Source organism: Pseudomonas sp. Irchel 3E13, from assembly GCF_900187455.1.
In the GTDB taxonomy this organism is placed as follows: Bacteria; Pseudomonadota; Gammaproteobacteria; order Pseudomonadales; family Pseudomonadaceae; genus Aquipseudomonas.
The window spans coordinates 101,290-114,569 of the sequence record NZ_FYDX01000004.1 but is presented as its reverse complement, the minus strand read 5'-3'; the positions used below and the strand labels follow the sequence as shown (position 1 = coordinate 114,569).

The 13,280-nt window shown below is 66.1% G+C and carries 15 protein-coding genes; 4 read left to right on the top strand and 11 right to left on the bottom strand.

Translation table 11 applies throughout. The features are described from left to right. Positions 1 to 100 precede the first annotated feature (100 nt). Genes paaE through paaA form a run of 5 tightly spaced genes read right to left on the bottom strand, consistent with a single transcriptional unit; the run spans position 101 to position 3,784 of the window. Complete coding sequence (paaE, locus tag CKW37_RS07555) at positions 101 to 1,177, bottom strand: 1,2-phenylacetyl-CoA epoxidase subunit PaaE (protein WP_095155064.1); 1,077 nt, start codon at positions 1,175 to 1,177, stop codon at positions 101 to 103. A 31-nt stretch (positions 1,178 to 1,208) separates the two neighbouring features. After that, complete coding sequence (paaD, locus tag CKW37_RS07550; RefSeq protein WP_095155063.1) at positions 1,209 to 1,745, bottom strand: 1,2-phenylacetyl-CoA epoxidase subunit PaaD; 537 nt, start codon at positions 1,743 to 1,745, stop codon at positions 1,209 to 1,211. Further along, positions 1,732 to 2,487: a 1,2-phenylacetyl-CoA epoxidase subunit PaaC gene (gene paaC, locus CKW37_RS07545; protein WP_095155062.1), complete on the bottom strand. Its 756-nt coding sequence runs from the start codon at positions 2,485 to 2,487 to the stop codon at positions 1,732 to 1,734. Before paaC ends, paaD begins: the two co-directional genes overlap by 14 nt. Beyond that, positions 2,487 to 2,768, bottom strand: coding sequence for a 1,2-phenylacetyl-CoA epoxidase subunit PaaB (gene paaB / locus CKW37_RS07540; protein ID WP_095155061.1), 282 nt, complete (start codon positions 2,766 to 2,768; stop codon positions 2,487 to 2,489). Before paaB ends, paaC begins: the two co-directional genes overlap by 1 nt. 26 nt (positions 2,769 to 2,794) lie before the next feature. Next, positions 2,795 to 3,784 (bottom strand): 1,2-phenylacetyl-CoA epoxidase subunit PaaA, encoded by a 990-nt coding sequence (gene paaA, locus CKW37_RS07535; protein ID WP_095155060.1) that lies wholly within the window; start codon positions 3,782 to 3,784, stop codon positions 2,795 to 2,797. A 214-nt stretch (positions 3,785 to 3,998) separates the two neighbouring features. Here paaA and CKW37_RS07530 point away from each other — a divergent pair, with 214 nt between their 5' ends. Continuing rightward, positions 3,999 to 4,574 (top strand): NAD(P)H-dependent oxidoreductase, encoded by a 576-nt coding sequence (locus CKW37_RS07530; RefSeq protein WP_095155059.1) that lies wholly within the window; start codon positions 3,999 to 4,001, stop codon positions 4,572 to 4,574. A 3-nt stretch (positions 4,575 to 4,577) separates the two neighbouring features. Beyond that, the gene (locus CKW37_RS07525; RefSeq protein ID WP_095155058.1) at positions 4,578 to 5,153 is read left to right on the top strand and encodes a TetR/AcrR family transcriptional regulator; all 576 of its coding nucleotides are present in this window, start codon (positions 4,578 to 4,580) and stop codon (positions 5,151 to 5,153) included. 107 nt (positions 5,154 to 5,260) lie between these two features. Here the strand turns inward: CKW37_RS07525 and paaK are convergent, their stop codons facing one another. From paaK to paaF, 6 genes are all read right to left on the bottom strand, one after another. Further along, positions 5,261 to 6,580 carry a phenylacetate--CoA ligase PaaK gene (gene paaK, locus CKW37_RS07520; protein ID WP_095155057.1) on the bottom strand — a complete coding sequence of 440 codons (1,320 nt, stop codon included), beginning with the start codon at positions 6,578 to 6,580 and terminating at the stop codon, positions 5,261 to 5,263. Between the two features lie 93 nt (positions 6,581 to 6,673). Continuing rightward, positions 6,674 to 7,885 carry a 3-oxoadipyl-CoA thiolase gene (gene pcaF / locus CKW37_RS07515; protein ID WP_095155056.1) on the bottom strand — a complete coding sequence of 404 codons (1,212 nt, stop codon included), beginning with the start codon at positions 7,883 to 7,885 and terminating at the stop codon, positions 6,674 to 6,676. Continuing rightward, entirely contained in the window at positions 7,882 to 8,322 is a 441-nt protein-coding gene (paaI, locus tag CKW37_RS07510) for a hydroxyphenylacetyl-CoA thioesterase PaaI (RefSeq protein WP_095155055.1), read from the bottom strand. Before paaI ends, pcaF begins: the two co-directional genes overlap by 4 nt. Further along, entirely contained in the window at positions 8,315 to 9,832 is a 1,518-nt protein-coding gene (gene paaH / locus CKW37_RS07505; protein WP_095155054.1) for a 3-hydroxyacyl-CoA dehydrogenase PaaH, read from the bottom strand. Before paaH ends, paaI begins: the two co-directional genes overlap by 8 nt. Before the next feature lie 4 nt (positions 9,833 to 9,836). Then, complete coding sequence (gene paaG, locus CKW37_RS07500; RefSeq protein WP_095155053.1) at positions 9,837 to 10,628, bottom strand: 2-(1,2-epoxy-1,2-dihydrophenyl)acetyl-CoA isomerase PaaG; 792 nt, start codon at positions 10,626 to 10,628, stop codon at positions 9,837 to 9,839. A gap of 11 nt (positions 10,629 to 10,639) precedes the next feature. Continuing rightward, positions 10,640 to 11,410 carry a 2,3-dehydroadipyl-CoA hydratase PaaF gene (gene paaF / locus CKW37_RS07495; protein WP_095155052.1) on the bottom strand — a complete coding sequence of 257 codons (771 nt, stop codon included), beginning with the start codon at positions 11,408 to 11,410 and terminating at the stop codon, positions 10,640 to 10,642. 239 nt (positions 11,411 to 11,649) lie between these two features. On the opposite strand from paaF, the gene paaY reads away from it, so the two are divergent. Both paaY and paaX read left to right on the top strand, forming a co-directional pair. Then, positions 11,650 to 12,249, top strand: coding sequence for a phenylacetic acid degradation protein PaaY (gene paaY / locus CKW37_RS07490; protein WP_095155051.1), 600 nt, complete (start codon positions 11,650 to 11,652; stop codon positions 12,247 to 12,249). A 75-nt stretch (positions 12,250 to 12,324) separates the two neighbouring features. Beyond that, positions 12,325 to 13,248, top strand: a complete 924-nt coding sequence (gene paaX, locus CKW37_RS07485; RefSeq protein ID WP_095155050.1) for a phenylacetic acid degradation operon negative regulatory protein PaaX — start codon at positions 12,325 to 12,327, stop codon at positions 13,246 to 13,248. The last annotated feature ends 32 nt before the right edge of the window (positions 13,249 to 13,280 follow it).

Genomic DNA, 13,280 nt, shown 5'->3' with positions numbered 1-13,280 from the left:
CCGGTGAAACGGTGTTGCCTGGTTTTGGGGCCTATCGCGAGCAAGCTCGCTCCTACTGGATTTGCGTTTGGGCGTGTAGGAGCGAGCTTGCTCGCGATACTCAGAGCTGGTCGAAGTCGAGCACCACGCGCTCGCTCACCGGGTAGCTCTGGCACGACAGCACGTAGCCGGCCGCCACTTCGTAGTCTTCGAGGGCATGGTTGCTGTCCATTTCCACTTCGCCTTCGATGACCTTGCACTTGCAGGTGGAGCACACGCCCGCCTTGCACGACCACGGCAATTCCGCGCCGATGGCGTTGCCGGCTTCCAGCACGCTCTGGGTGTTGCGCGGCAGGTCGAAGGAGAGGGCGCGGCCATCGCTGATCACGGTGATCTGGCTCACTGCCGCATCCACCTGCCGCGCCGCTTCGCGGGCCTGGCGGCGTTCGCTGTTGCCGGCAGTGGCGAACAGTTCGAAGTGGATGCGCTCGGCCGCCATGCCCTTGGCCTTCAGCGCATCGCGCACGGTCTCGGTCATTTCCTGCGGGCCGCAGATGAACGCGGCGTCGAGGTTGGGCACGTCGAGCCAGCGGCTGAACAGTTGCTCGCATTTGCCGGCGTCGATGCGGCCGTTGTAGAGGTCGATGTCCTGCTGTTCGCGGCTGAACACGAAGATCAGGTTGAGGCGCTGCAGGTAGCGGTTTTTCAGGTCTTCGAGCTGTTCGCGAAACAGCGCGCCGCCGCTGGCGCGGTTGCCGTAGAGCAGGGTGACGCGGCTGTTCGGCTCGGCCTCCAGGGTGCTCTTGACGATGGACAGGATCGGCGTGATGCCGCTGCCCGCCGCCACGGCGAGGTAATGGCCGTGGCGCGCCGGATCGAGGGCGACGTGGAAGCTGCCGGACGGCGGCATCACCTCCAGCACGTCACCGGCCGCCAGGGCTTCGTTGGCGAAGGCGGAGAAACGCCCGCCGGTGACTTTCTTCACCGCCACGCGCAATTCGTTGTCGTTGATGCCGGTGCAGATCGAGTAGGAACGGCGCACTTCTTCGTCGTCCAGCCGGGTGCGCAGCACCAGGTACTGGCCCTGAGTGAAGCGGAAGGTTTCGCGAAGGTCGTGCGGCACGTCGAACAGGATCGACACGGCGTCGCGGGTTTCGCTGCGGACTTGCTTGACGGTCAGGCTATGGAACTGGCTCATGGAATTCTCCATCAGGCGCGCTTGGCCGCGCCTAGATGCACTTGAAGTAGTCGAAGGGCTCGCGGCAGTCGCAGCAGCGGTACAGCGCCTTGCAGGCGGTGGAACCGAACTGGCTGAGCAGTTCGGTGTGCACGCTGCCGCACTGCGGGCAGGCGATCACGTCGGGCTCGCCGAGCAGGCTGCGCTTGCTGCTGCTGCTGCCGACCGGCGCGGCAATGCCGTAGGCGCGCAGGCGTTCGCGGCCGCTGGCGCTGATCCAGTCGGTGGTCCAGGCCGGGCTCAGTTGCCGGCTCAGCCGCGGCGCGGCGAAACCGGCCTGCTCCAGCGCTTCGCGGATGTCTTGCTCGATCACCTCGGTGGCCGGGCAGCCGGAGTAGGTCGGGGTCACGGTCACGCGCAGGTGACCTTCGGCCCAGTCGAGGTCGCGGACGATGCCCAGTTCGACCACGCTGACCACCGGCACTTCCGGGTCCATGACCTGTTCCAGCACCGTCCAGGCCTGGCGCAGGTCGTCGGCCCGGGGCGCGCGGGCGCCGCGGTCGCTGGCGATCAGCTCACCAGGTCGCATCGGGATAGGCTCGCGGCAGGAATTGCATTTCCGCCAGCAGCAAGCCGAGGTGCTCGCTGTGCACGCCCTGGCGACCGCTGAGGTAGAAGTGGCTGGCCGGCTGCGGCACCGGCAGGCTGGCGCGCTCGAAGGTGGCTTCGACCTGTCGCTGCCAGTCCAGCGCGACCTGCTCGGGATTGCCGATCACGCCGGCCTGGAACAGGCGCTGCTCGACGGCATCGGCCTCCACCAGCTCGACGGTGAAGCGCCAGACCTGGGGCAGGGCGGTGAGCATGCGCTGGCGGCTTTCCTCAGTGCCGTCGCCCAGCCGCTCGACCCACTCGCCGGAGCGGCGCAGGTGATAGGTGACTTCTTTCAGCGCCTTGGCGGCGACGCCCTGCACACGCTCGTCGCTGGAGCGGCACAGACCTTGGAGCACCGCGTAATGCCAGGCGTCGTAGAAGAACTGCTTGAGGATGGTCACCGCGTAGTCGCCGTTGGGCTGTTCCACCAGCAGCAGGTTACGGTAGGCGCGTTCGTCGCGGCGGAACACCAGGTGATCGGCGTCGCGGCCGTCATCGGCCAGCTCGGCGGCGTATTCCAGCCAGTTGCGCGCCTGGCCGACCAGGTCGAGGCCGAAGTTCATCAGCGCCAGTTCTTCTTCCAGCGCCGGGGCGCGGCCGCACCACTGGCACAGGCGCTGGGCCTGGACCATGGCGCTGTCGCCCAGGCGCAGCAGGTACTGAATCAGGTCCTGGTTCATTACATGTGCCCCACTTCGGCCGGCAGCTCGTAGAAGCTGGCGTGGCGGTAGATCTTGTCTTCGGACGGGGCGAACAGCGGGTCTTTCTCGTCCGGCGACGAGGCAGTGATCAGCGCCGACGGCACCACCCACAGGCTCACGCCTTCATTGCGCCGGGTGTACAGCTCGCGGGCGTTCTCGATGGCCATTACCGCGTCGGCGGCGTGCACGCTGCCGACATGCTTGTGGTTGAGGCCGTGCTTGCTGCGCACGAAGACTTCGAAAAGGGTCCATTCGGACATGGCGGGGTTCTCCTGTCAGGCGGCGGTCAGGCGGCGTTCTTGTTGTGTTTTTTGCGGGCGTGGGCGACCGCGGCCGCGCGGACCCAGGCACCGTCTTCGATGGCCTGGCGGCGGGTGGCGACGCGCTCCTGGTTGCACGGGCCGTTGCCCTTAAGCACTTCGTAGAATTCGTCCCACTGGATCTCGCCGAAATCGTAGTGGCCGCGCTCGGCGTTCCACTTCAGGTCCGGGTCCGGGGCGGTGCAGCCGAGCAGCTCCAGTTGCGGCACGGTCTGGTCGACGAAGCGCTGGCGCAGTTCGTCGTTGCTCTGGCGCTTGATTTTCCAGGCCATGGACTGGGCGCTGTTGGGCGAGTGCTCGTCGCTGGGGCCGAACATCATCAGCGACGGCCACCAGAGGCGGTTGATCGCGTCCTGGACCATGTCCTTCTGCGCCTGGGTGCCCTCGCGCATCATGGTCAGCAGCAGTTCATAGCCCTGGCGCTGGTGGAAACTCTCTTCCTTGCAGATGCGGATCATCGCCCGCGAGTAGGGGCCATAGCTGGTGCGCTGGAGCACCACCTGATTGACGATGGCGGCGCCATCCACCAGCCAGCCCACCGCGCCGATATCGGCCCAGCTCAGGGTCGGGTAGTTGAAAATGCTCGAATACTTGGCTTTTCCGCTATGCAGCTTGTCAATTTCTGTATCGCGATCAGCGCCCAGGGTTTCCATCGCGCTGTACAGGTACAAACCGTGGCCGGCTTCGTCCTGAATCTTCGCCATCAGTTGCAGCTTGCGCTTGAGGCTGGGGGCGCGGGTGACCCAGTTGCCTTCCGGCAGCATGCCGACGATTTCGGAGTGGGCGTGTTGGGAAATCTGCCGGATCAGCGTCTGGCGATAGGCATCCGGCATCCAGTTCTTGGCTTCGATCTTGATCTCGGCGTCGATCCGTTCCTGGAAGGCGCGTTCCTGCTCGGACATCTCTTCGAGGGTCTTCAGGCGCTTGACGCCGGTTTCGACCAATTGTGCGTACATGAGGGGTCTCCCGCCTTTTTGTCGTGGGGGCTTCGGGGCGTGAGACAGTTATAAGTGATACAAAACAAAATATCAAACAGAAAAAATGGTGTCGTAATTGCTTTTTGTATCGGATCGAGGCGTTGATGACGAACGGAGTCCGGGTTGATTTATGTACTAAAAGTAATCTACCTTTGGTATGTCGATATTTCATCTCAACAACCCGGAGAAACCCATGCACGCCTTGATCGTCGTTGCGCATCCCGACACCGGTTCCCTGACCCATCGCGTCGCCGCCGAACTGGCGCACGGCGTCGCCGAACACCACGTCTTTGAACTCGCCGACCTCAGCGCAGAAGGCTTCGACCCGCGCTACAACCCCGAGGACCTCGCCCTGTTCCGCAACCAGGCGGCGGTGCCCGCGGACGTCCTCGCCGAGCAGGCGCGGATCGACCGCGCCGATGCGCTGGTGTTGGTGTACCCGGTGTATTGGTGGTCGTTCCCGGCGCTGCTCAAAGGCTGGATCGACCGGGTGTTCACCAGCGGCTGGGCCTACGATCAGGCCGAGCAGGGGCTGTTGCAGCGCCTGCCGGTGCACTTGGTCGCCATCGCCGGCGCCGGCCCGCGCACTTACGACAAGCACGGCTACGCGGTGGCGATGCACACCCAGATCGAACACGGGATCTTTGGCTATTGCGGCGCGCGGGTGGCATCCTCGACGCTTTTGACCCAGATGGATGAGCATTTCCCCGAGGGGCATTTCGACACCGCGCGGCGTATTGGCCGTGAGCTGTTCAGTCACAGGAGTTGATGCATGAGCGACACCCGCAAGCGCCTGACCCGCGAGCAGCGCCTGGAGCAGTTGCTGGACGTTTCCCGGCAACTGATCGCCGCGGAGGGCACCGATGCCCTGAGCCTGGGCCGGCTGGCCGAGGCGGCGGGCATCACCAAACCGACGGTGTACGACCATTTCGGTACGCGGGAAGGTTTGTTGACCGCGCTCTACCGGGATTTCGAAACGCGGCAGAATCTGTTGATCGACGCGGCCATGGCGGCGGGTGAAGCCAGCCTGGCGGGTAAGGCGCGGGCGATCGCCGACAGTTATGTCGACTGCGTGCTGGCCGAAGGGCGGGAGATTCCCGGGGTGTTGGCGGCGCTGGAAGGCTCGCCGGAACTGGCGCGGTTGAAGCGCGAGTGTCAGCTTGAGTTTCTCGGCAAATGCCGGGCGGTGCTCGCGCCTTTTGCCGGGGCGCTTTCTACCGCGGGGTTATGGGGAATGCTGGGCGCGGCGGATGCTTTATCCGGGGCGGCGGTGGCCGGAGAGATTGAGCACGGGCAGGCGCGGGAGGAGTTGTTTGCCGTGATCGTCAGTCTGGTGGGCAGAAGCTGAGGTGAGGGCCTCCTCGCTGGCAAGCCAGCGCCCACAAGGTCCGGCGCATGCCGATCCCCGTGGGAGCCGGCTTGCCGGCGATGAGGCCCGGAAGACGGACTCAGCCTTCAACCCGCCTGCTTGCGCTTGTCATACACATGGCACGCCTTGCCTTCCGAGCGTTTGATCGAGTACGCCGGCTGCAACACGATCCGCGAGCTGATGCCGATATGGGTCTTGATATGCCGGCTCAGTTCCGAACACACCTCTTTCTGCTGCGCCTCGCCCAGGTGCTGGTGCTCGCCGCGCAGTTCGACATGGATGTCGATGCTGTCCAGGTTGCCATTGCGATACAGGTGGATCTCGTAGCACTCCGAAAGCTGTTTGACCTTGAGCACCTGTTCCTCGACCTGGGTCGGGAACACGTTGACCCCGCGGATGATCAGCATGTCGTCGCTGCGGCCGGTGATTTTGTCGATGCGTCGCATCGGCCGCGCGGTGCCCGGCAGCAGGCGGGTCAGGTCGCGGGTGCGGTAGCGCACCATCGGCAGCGCTTCCTTGCTCAGGGTGGTGAACACCAGCTCGCCCAACTCGCCGTCCGGCAGCACTTCGCCGGTCACCGGGTCGATGATCTCGGGGTAGAAATGGTCTTCCCAGACGGTCGGCCCGTCACGACTTTCGGCGCATTCCATGGCGACACCCGGCCCCATGATTTCCGAAAGACCGTAGATATCCAGGGCGGTGATGCCCAGGCGCGCCTCGATCGAGGCGCGCAGTTCCGGCGTCCACGGCTCGGCGCCGAAGATGCCCAGGCGCAATGCCAGCTTGTGCGGGTCGATGCCCTGGCGTTCGATCTCGTCGGCCAGGTTGAGCATGTACGACGGCGTGACCATGATGATGTCGGGCTGGAAGTCGCGGATCAGTTGCACCTGTTTCTCGGTCTGCCCGCCGGACATCGGGATCACCGTGCAGCCCAGGCGTTCAGCGCCGTAGTGGGCGCCGAGGCCGCCGGTGAACAGGCCGTAACCGTAGGAGACATGCACCTTGTCGCCCTTGCGCCCGCCCGCGGCGCGGATCGAGCGGGCCACCAGATCGGCCCAATTGTCGATGTCCTTCTGGGTATAGCCGACCACCGTCGGCTTGCCGGTGGTGCCGCTGGACGCGTGCAGGCGGACGATGTCGTGCTGCGGCACGGCGAACATGCCGAACGGGTAGTTGTCGCGCAGGTCGTTCTTCACCGTGAACGGGAAGCGCGCGAGGTCATCGAGGCTGTTCAGGTCGGAAGGGTGAACGCCCAGTTCGTCGAAGCGCTGCCGGTACATCGGCACGTTCTGGTAAGCGTGCTCCAGGCTCCAGCGCAGGCGCTGCAACTGGTGGGCGCGCAGTTCGTCGACGCTGGCGGTTTCCATCGGGTCAAGCACGGGGGCGGGGGAAAGCTGCATGTTCATGGGTTCACTCTAATGTTGTTGTTGTCTGCGGCCGGCACGTCGGCCCGAGTGCATGGCGCCAAGCATAACCCGGCGCCATGGAGCGTTCAGTGTTCAGTCGTCGAGGCGTTCGATAATCATCGCCAGGCCTTGGCCGACCCCGATGCACAAGGTGCACAGGGCGTAGCGGCCGTGGCGTTGTTCCAGTTCGGTGAGGGCGGTGGTGACCAGCCGTGCGCCGCTCATGCCCAGCGGGTGACCCAGGGCAATGGCGCCGCCGTTGGGGTTGACCCGCGGATCGTCGTCGGCCACGCCCAGTTCCCGCAGGACCGCCAGGCCCTGGGCGGCGAAGGCCTCGTTGAGTTCGATCACGTCCATGTCGGCCAGCGCCAGGCCGGCCAGTTCCAGTACCTTGTGGGTCGCCGGCACCGGGCCGATGCCCATGATTCGCGGTTCGACCCCGGCGCTGGCCATCGCCACCACCCGGCCCCGGGCCTTCAGGCTGTAGCGGCGGGCCACTTCGCGGCTGGCGAGGAGCACGGCGCAGGCCCCGTCATTCACGCCCGACGCATTGCCGGCGGTGATGCTGCCGCCTTCGCGGAACGGCGTGCCGAGGCGTTGCAGTTGTTCCAGGGTGGTGTCGGCGCGCGGGTGCTCGTCCTGTTCCACCAGTTTCGCCGGGCCTTTGCGCTGCGGGACCGGCACCGGCACGATTTCCAGCCCGAGGCGGCCGCTGGCCTGGGCGGCTGCGGCGCGCTGCTGGCTGCGCAGGGCGAAGGCGTCCTGGTCGGCGCGGCTGATGTTGAACTGCGCGGCGACGTTTTCGGCGGTCTCCGGCATGCTGTCGATGCCGTACTGCTGCTGCATCAGCGGGTTGACGAAGCGCCAGCCGATGGTGGTGTCGAACAGTTCCGCCTGGCGCGAGAACGCTTGTTCAGCCTTGCCCATCACCAGCGGCGCGCGGGACATCGATTCGACGCCGCCGGCCAGCACCAGCCCGGCTTCATTGCAGCGGATCGCCCGCGCGGCGGCGCCGACCGCTTCCAGGCCGGACGCGCAGAGGCGATTGAGCGTGACGCCGGGTACGCTGATCGGCAGGCCGGCCAGCAGCGACGACATGCGCGCGACGTTGCGGTTGTCTTCGCCGGCCTGGTTGGCGCAGCCGTAGAACACATCGTCCACCTGGCTCCAGTCCACCTGCGGATGGCGTTGCATCAGGGCGCGCAGCGGCACCGCGCCGAGGTCGTCGGCGCGCACGCCGCTCAGGGCGCCGGCATAGCGCCCGATGGGGGTGCGCACGGCGTCGATGATCAGGGCGTCATTCATGTCAGGGTCTCCGGTTCGAGTACGCTGCCGCGTACCTGGTAGGACTTGCCGCGAAACAGCGCGATCAATTTGCCGTGCTGGTTCTCGATGCGGACGTCATAAGTGCCGGTGCGTTTGCCGCGGCTCAGTTCAGTGCAGTCGGCGGTCAGGGTGTCGTCGAGAAACGCCGGGGCGATGTACTCGATGCTGCAACCCTGGGCCACCGTGGCGTCGTTGTGGCTGTTGCAGGCGAAGGCGAACGCCGAGTCGGCGAGGGTGAAGAGGAAGCCGCCGTGACAAGTGCCGTGACCCTGCAGCATGTCGGCGCGCACGCTCATGCCGACCCGCGCGGTGCCCGGGCCGCTGGCCAGCAGGCGCATGCCCAGGCCCTGGCTGGCGGCGTCGCGGTCGAACAGGGCCTGGGCGCAGCGGCTGGCCAGATCCAGACGGTCATTCATGAAAGCGTGCTCCTTCGGCCCGTTGCCGACGCAGTTGCAGGGAGGGGCGATAGCGTTCTTCGCCATAGGCGGCTTGCAAGTGGTCGAGCACGCTCACCAGGGTGTCGGCGCCGAGCTGGTCGGCCCAGGCCAGTGGGCCGCGGGGGTAATTGACCCCGGCGCGCATCGCCAGGTCGATGTCCGCCGCCGAGGCCACGCCTTGCAGTAGGGCGTCGGCGGCCTCGTTGGCGAGCATCGCGACGGTGCGCAGCACGCACAGCGCCGGGCTGTCGCGCAGCGGGGTGACGGCGATGCCGGCGGCGTTCAGCAGCGCGGCGACCTGGTCCACGGCGTGGGTCGAGGTGCCGTTGGTCCAACTGATGCCCACCCGGGTGCAGCGCCGGTAATCCAGGGCCAGGTCCAGCAACACCAGTTCGGTCAGACCGTCATCGGCGGCGCGCTGGCTGGCGAGGCGGCCGTCGCTCAGGGCCAGGGTGGCGCCGCCGACCCGTAGCAGCCCGCGTCCGGCGCGGCGGCTGATGCTCACGCCGTGTTCGCTCAGGCGCTCCAGCAACGGCTGCAGCAGTCCGGCGTCGCCTTCGACGATCACGGCCGGCGTCTTCGCCGGGCTGATGAGGCTGGCGGCGGACGGGCGCACGGCACCTTCGCGGTAGTCATAGAAGCCGCGACCGCTCTTGCGCCCGAAGTGACCGGCGTCCACCAGTTCTTTCTGGATCTGCGAGGGCTGGAAACGCATGTCCTGGTAGTAGGCGTCGAACACCGAGCAGGTCACCGCGTAATTGACGTCGTGGCCAATCAGGTCGGTCAGTTCGAAGGCGCCCATGGCAAAGCCACCGGCCTCGCGCAGCAGGGCGTCGAGGCTGGCGCAGTCGGCGGCGCCTTCCTGCAGCAGGCGCAGGCTTTCGGCATAGAACGGCCGGGCCACGCGGTTGACGATGAAGCCGGGCGTGGAGCGCGCCAGCACCGGTTGCTTGCCCCAGGCCAAGGCGGTGGCGAGCACGCGCGCGGCAACGTTCGGATCGGTGGCGAGGCCCTTGATCACTTCCACCAGGGCCATGACCGGCGCCGGGTTGAAGAAGTGCATGCCGACCAGGCGCTCGGGCCGGCGCATGCCGGCGCCGAGACGGGTGATGGAGATCGACGAGGTGTTGCTGGCGAGGATGCAGTCAGGGGCGCAGAGCGATTCCAGTTGGTGCAGCAACGCCTGCTTGACCTCCAGGTTTTCGACGATGGCTTCGATCACCAGGCCGGCATCGGCCAGGCGTTCCAGGCTGTCCGCCGGCACCAGCGCGGCAAGGCAGGCGTCGCGGGCGCTGGCCGCCAGTTTGCCGTTATCGACCCGCTTGGCCAGTTGCCGGGCGATGCCGTCGATGGCTTGGGCGGCGGCGCCGGGGCGGTTGTCGTAGAGCCAGACCCGGTGCCCGGCGCTGGCGGCCACCTGGGCGATACCGGCGCCCATGGCGCCGGCGCCGATCACCGCGACGGGCACGTTGCTGTTGAGTGCGCTCATCGACTCAGTACCCCTTGAACTGCGGCGTGCGTTTTTCCATGAAGGCGGCGACGCCTTCGCGGTAGTCCTCGCTGCGTCCGGCCAGGCGCTGCAGGTCGCGTTCGAGGGTCAGTTGCTGTTCAAAGCTGTTGTCCAGGCTGGCGTGCAGGCTGCGCTTGATCAGGCCGAGGCCGTAGGTCGGCTGGGTGGCGAGCTGGCGGGCGAGGGCGATGGCCTGGTCGCGCAATTCGGCGTCATCGACCACGCGGTAGATCAGCCCCCATTCCAGCGCCTGCTCGGCGCTCAGGCGCTCGCCCAGCAGGGTCAGCGCCTTGGCCCGGGCCATGCCGACCAGCCGTGGCAACGCCCAGGTGCCGGCGGAGTCGGGAATCAGGCCGATCTTGCAGAACGCTTGAATAAAGCTCGCCGAGCGCGCGGCCAGGACCAGGTCGCAAGCCAGCGGGATGTTGGCCCCGGCGCCCGCGGCGACGCCGTTGACCGCGCAGATCACCGGGATCGGCAGTTCGCGCAGGGTGCGGATCAGTGGGTTGTAGAAGCGTTCGATGGACAGGCCGAGATCGGGCATTTCCGCGCCGGGGGCGACGTTGCGGTCGCTGAGGTCTTGCCCGGCACAGAAGCCGCGGCCTTCGGCGGTCAGCAGCAGGACGCGGACGTCGCTGTTGTTCTGCACGGTCTTCAGGGCGTCACGCACTTCCTGGTGCATAAGCGTATTGAAGCTGTTCAGTTGCTCGGGGCGGTTGAGGCTCAGGGTGGCGACCCCGGCTTCAATGGAAAACAGGATGTGCTGGTAGCTCATGGCGGGTCCTCTTAACGGCCTTTGAAATCGGCCGGGCGTTTTTCCTGGAAGGCGCGGATGCCTTCGTTGCGGTCGGCGGTGCCGGCCAGCAGGGTGAAGGCGTGGCGTTCGAAGCGCAGGCCGCTGGCCAGGTCGAGGTCCTGGGCCTTGAGCAGGGCTTCCTTGGCCAGGCGCACCGCCAGCGGCGCTTTGGTAGCGATGCGTTGGGCGATCTGCAGGGCGCGTTCGACGGTCAGTTCCGGCAGAGTGATTTCGCTGACCAGCCCGGCATCGAGGGCGCGACGGGCGCTGATGGATTCGCCGGCGAGGACCATCTGCATCGCCAGCGACTTGCCCACCGCCCGCAGCAGACGCTGGGTGCCACCGGCGCCGGGCATGATGCCGAGGTTGATTTCCGGCTGACCGAACTGGGCGTCGTCGCCGGCGATAAGGATGTCGGCGTGCATCGCCAGTTCGCAGCCACCGCCTAGCGCGTAGCCGTTGACCGCGGCGATCAGCGGTTTGGGGAAGCGGGTGATTTTTTGCCAGTAGGCCTGGCGCGGGTCGTCGAGCATGCCGACGAGGTCGCGCTCGGCCATCTCGTTGAGGTCGGCGCCGGCGGCGAAGGCCTTGCGGCTGCCGGTGATGACCACGGCGCGGACCTCGGGGTCATCGGCGCAGCGTTGCAGTTCGTCCGCCAGCTCGCCCAGCAGTTCGGTGGTCAGGGCATTCAGTGCATGTGGACGATGCAGGGTGATCAGGCGGGTGGCCTGATGCGCCTGCACCACAAGGGTGTGCGGCATGACGACTTCCTCGCAAGGCTCGCCGGACCCGTGGGTCGGCGTTTTATTGTTGGACGGGCTCGATGGCCGTTTCGCCAAAGTATAGGCATAATGCGATACAGAAAAACAATATCGACAATGAAAAATGTGTCCAATGATCGATTGTAATACTCAGGGAAGTCCGTTATTCCTAAGTAAAACCTCGTGTTAAGGGTTTTCGTGAGTCCGCCTGTTGCGTATCGTTTTCGAGGAGAAATGGCATGACTTGTTACAGCATTGACGGCCTGACCCCGGTGATTCACCCCACCGCCTATGTGCACCCGTCGGCGGTATTGATCGGTGATGTGATCATCGGGCCGAACTGCTACGTCGGCCCGCTGGCCGCGCTGCGCGGTGACTTCGGACGGATCGTCCTGGAGGAGGGCGCCAACCTGCAGGACACCTGCGTCATGCACGGCTTTCCGGCCAGCGATACGGTGATCGAGCGCAACGGCCATGTCGGCCACGGCGCGGTGTTGCACGGCTGCCGGGTGGGCGAGGATGCGTTGATCGGGATGAACGCGGTGGTGCTCGACAACGCCCGCATCGCTCCGCGCTGCATCGTCTCGGCGGGCGCGCTGGTCAAGGCCGGGTTCCACTGCGAGGAGCAATCGCTGGTGCTGGGCTCGCCGGCAAAAGTGACCCGGCGCCTGAGCGACGACGAAGTGGCCTGGAAACAGACCGGCACCCGCGCCTATCAGCAACTGACCAGACGCTGCCTTGAAAGCCTGCGCGAGTGCGAGCCGCTGAGTGAAATCGAGGCCGGCCGCGGCCGTTACCGTGACGACGCCGTGCGCCCGAAATTACCGGGCGGCGCCTGAACCGCCGGCGCGCGCCGAGCATGGTCATGCTGCGGGCGCGCGGGTATATTCCTTCCTTTTCTGACCGGAACGCTTATGTCGTCCCTCACGCCACTCGACCACCTGATCGACCGCTTCCAGCAGCAGACCCCGGTTCGCGCCAGTTCCCTGATCATCACCCTCTATGGCGATGCCATCGAACCCCGTGGCGGGACGGTCTGGCTGGGCAGCCTGATCCAGTTGCTCGAACCCATGGGCATCAACGAACGGCTGATTCGCACCTCGATCTTTCGCCTGACCAAGGAAAACTGGCTGACCGCCGAGAAAGTCGGCCGGCGCAGCTACTACAGCCTCACCGGCACCGGGCGGCGGCGTTTCGAGAAAGCCTTCAAGCGTGTCTATGCCGCCAATCCACCGGCGTGGGACGGCTCCTGGTGCCTGGCGGTGCTGACCCAGTTGCCGCAGGACAAGCGCAAGGAAGTCCGCGAGGAACTGGAATGGCAAGGCTTCGGCGCCATTTCCCCCGGCGTGCTGGGTTGCCCGCGCTGCGAGCGTGCGGATGTCAGCGCCACCCTCGCGGACCTCGGCGCGCAGGAAGACACCATCCTCTTCGAAACCACCGCCCAGGACGTGCTGGCCTCCAAGGCGCTGCGCATGCAGGTACGCGAAAGCTGGAAGATCGACGAACTGGCGGCGCACTACAGCGAGTTCATCCAGTTGTTCCGGCCGCTGTGGCAGAGCCTCAAGGAACAGGACACCCTCGACCCGAAAGCCTGTTTCCTGGCGCGGGTGCTGCTGATCCATGAGTACCGCAAGCTGCTGCTGCGCGATCCGCAACTGCCGGACGAACTGCTGCCGGGTGATTGGGAAGGCCGCGCGGCGCGGCAGTTGTGCCGCAATATCTACCGGTTGATCCACGCCGCCGCCGAGCAGTGGCTGGAGGCGGCGATGGAGACGGCAGACGGGCCGTTGCCCGAGGCGGGTGAGGGGTTTTACAAGCGGTTTGGCGGGTTGACCTGATAAAAATGCCAGTTGTGTCGCTCATGGCCCAA

What these genes read in the sequence shown, in the direction of transcription:
- paaG (WP_095155053.1), bottom strand. Translation starts at nt 10,628, where the DNA reads ATGAGCTACCAGCACATCCTGTTTTCCATTGAAGCCGGGGTCGCCACC.
- paaE (WP_095155064.1), bottom strand. Translation starts at nt 1,177, where the DNA reads ATGAGCCAGTTCCATAGCCTGACCGTCAAGCAAGTCCGCAGCGAAACC.
- paaX (WP_095155050.1), top strand. Translation starts at nt 12,325, where the DNA reads ATGTCGTCCCTCACGCCACTCGACCACCTGATCGACCGCTTCCAGCAG.
- paaA (WP_095155060.1), bottom strand. Translation starts at nt 3,784, where the DNA reads ATGTACGCACAATTGGTCGAAACCGGCGTCAAGCGCCTGAAGACCCTC.
- paaH (WP_095155054.1), bottom strand. Translation starts at nt 9,832, where the DNA reads ATGAGCGCACTCAACAGCAACGTGCCCGTCGCGGTGATCGGCGCCGGC.
- CKW37_RS07530 (WP_095155059.1), top strand. Translation starts at nt 3,999, where the DNA reads ATGCACGCCTTGATCGTCGTTGCGCATCCCGACACCGGTTCCCTGACC.
- pcaF (WP_095155056.1), bottom strand. Translation starts at nt 7,885, where the DNA reads ATGAATGACGCCCTGATCATCGACGCCGTGCGCACCCCCATCGGGCGC.
- paaB (WP_095155061.1), bottom strand. Translation starts at nt 2,768, where the DNA reads ATGTCCGAATGGACCCTTTTCGAAGTCTTCGTGCGCAGCAAGCACGGC.
- paaY (WP_095155051.1), top strand. Translation starts at nt 11,650, where the DNA reads ATGACTTGTTACAGCATTGACGGCCTGACCCCGGTGATTCACCCCACC.
- paaD (WP_095155063.1), bottom strand. Translation starts at nt 1,745, where the DNA reads ATGCGACCTGGTGAGCTGATCGCCAGCGACCGCGGCGCCCGCGCGCCC.
- paaK (WP_095155057.1), bottom strand. Translation starts at nt 6,580, where the DNA reads ATGAACATGCAGCTTTCCCCCGCCCCCGTGCTTGACCCGATGGAAACC.
- CKW37_RS07525 (WP_095155058.1), top strand. Translation starts at nt 4,578, where the DNA reads ATGAGCGACACCCGCAAGCGCCTGACCCGCGAGCAGCGCCTGGAGCAG.
- paaI (WP_095155055.1), bottom strand. Translation starts at nt 8,322, where the DNA reads ATGAATGACCGTCTGGATCTGGCCAGCCGCTGCGCCCAGGCCCTGTTC.
- paaC (WP_095155062.1), bottom strand. Translation starts at nt 2,487, where the DNA reads ATGAACCAGGACCTGATTCAGTACCTGCTGCGCCTGGGCGACAGCGCC.
- paaF (WP_095155052.1), bottom strand. Translation starts at nt 11,410, where the DNA reads ATGCCGCACACCCTTGTGGTGCAGGCGCATCAGGCCACCCGCCTGATC.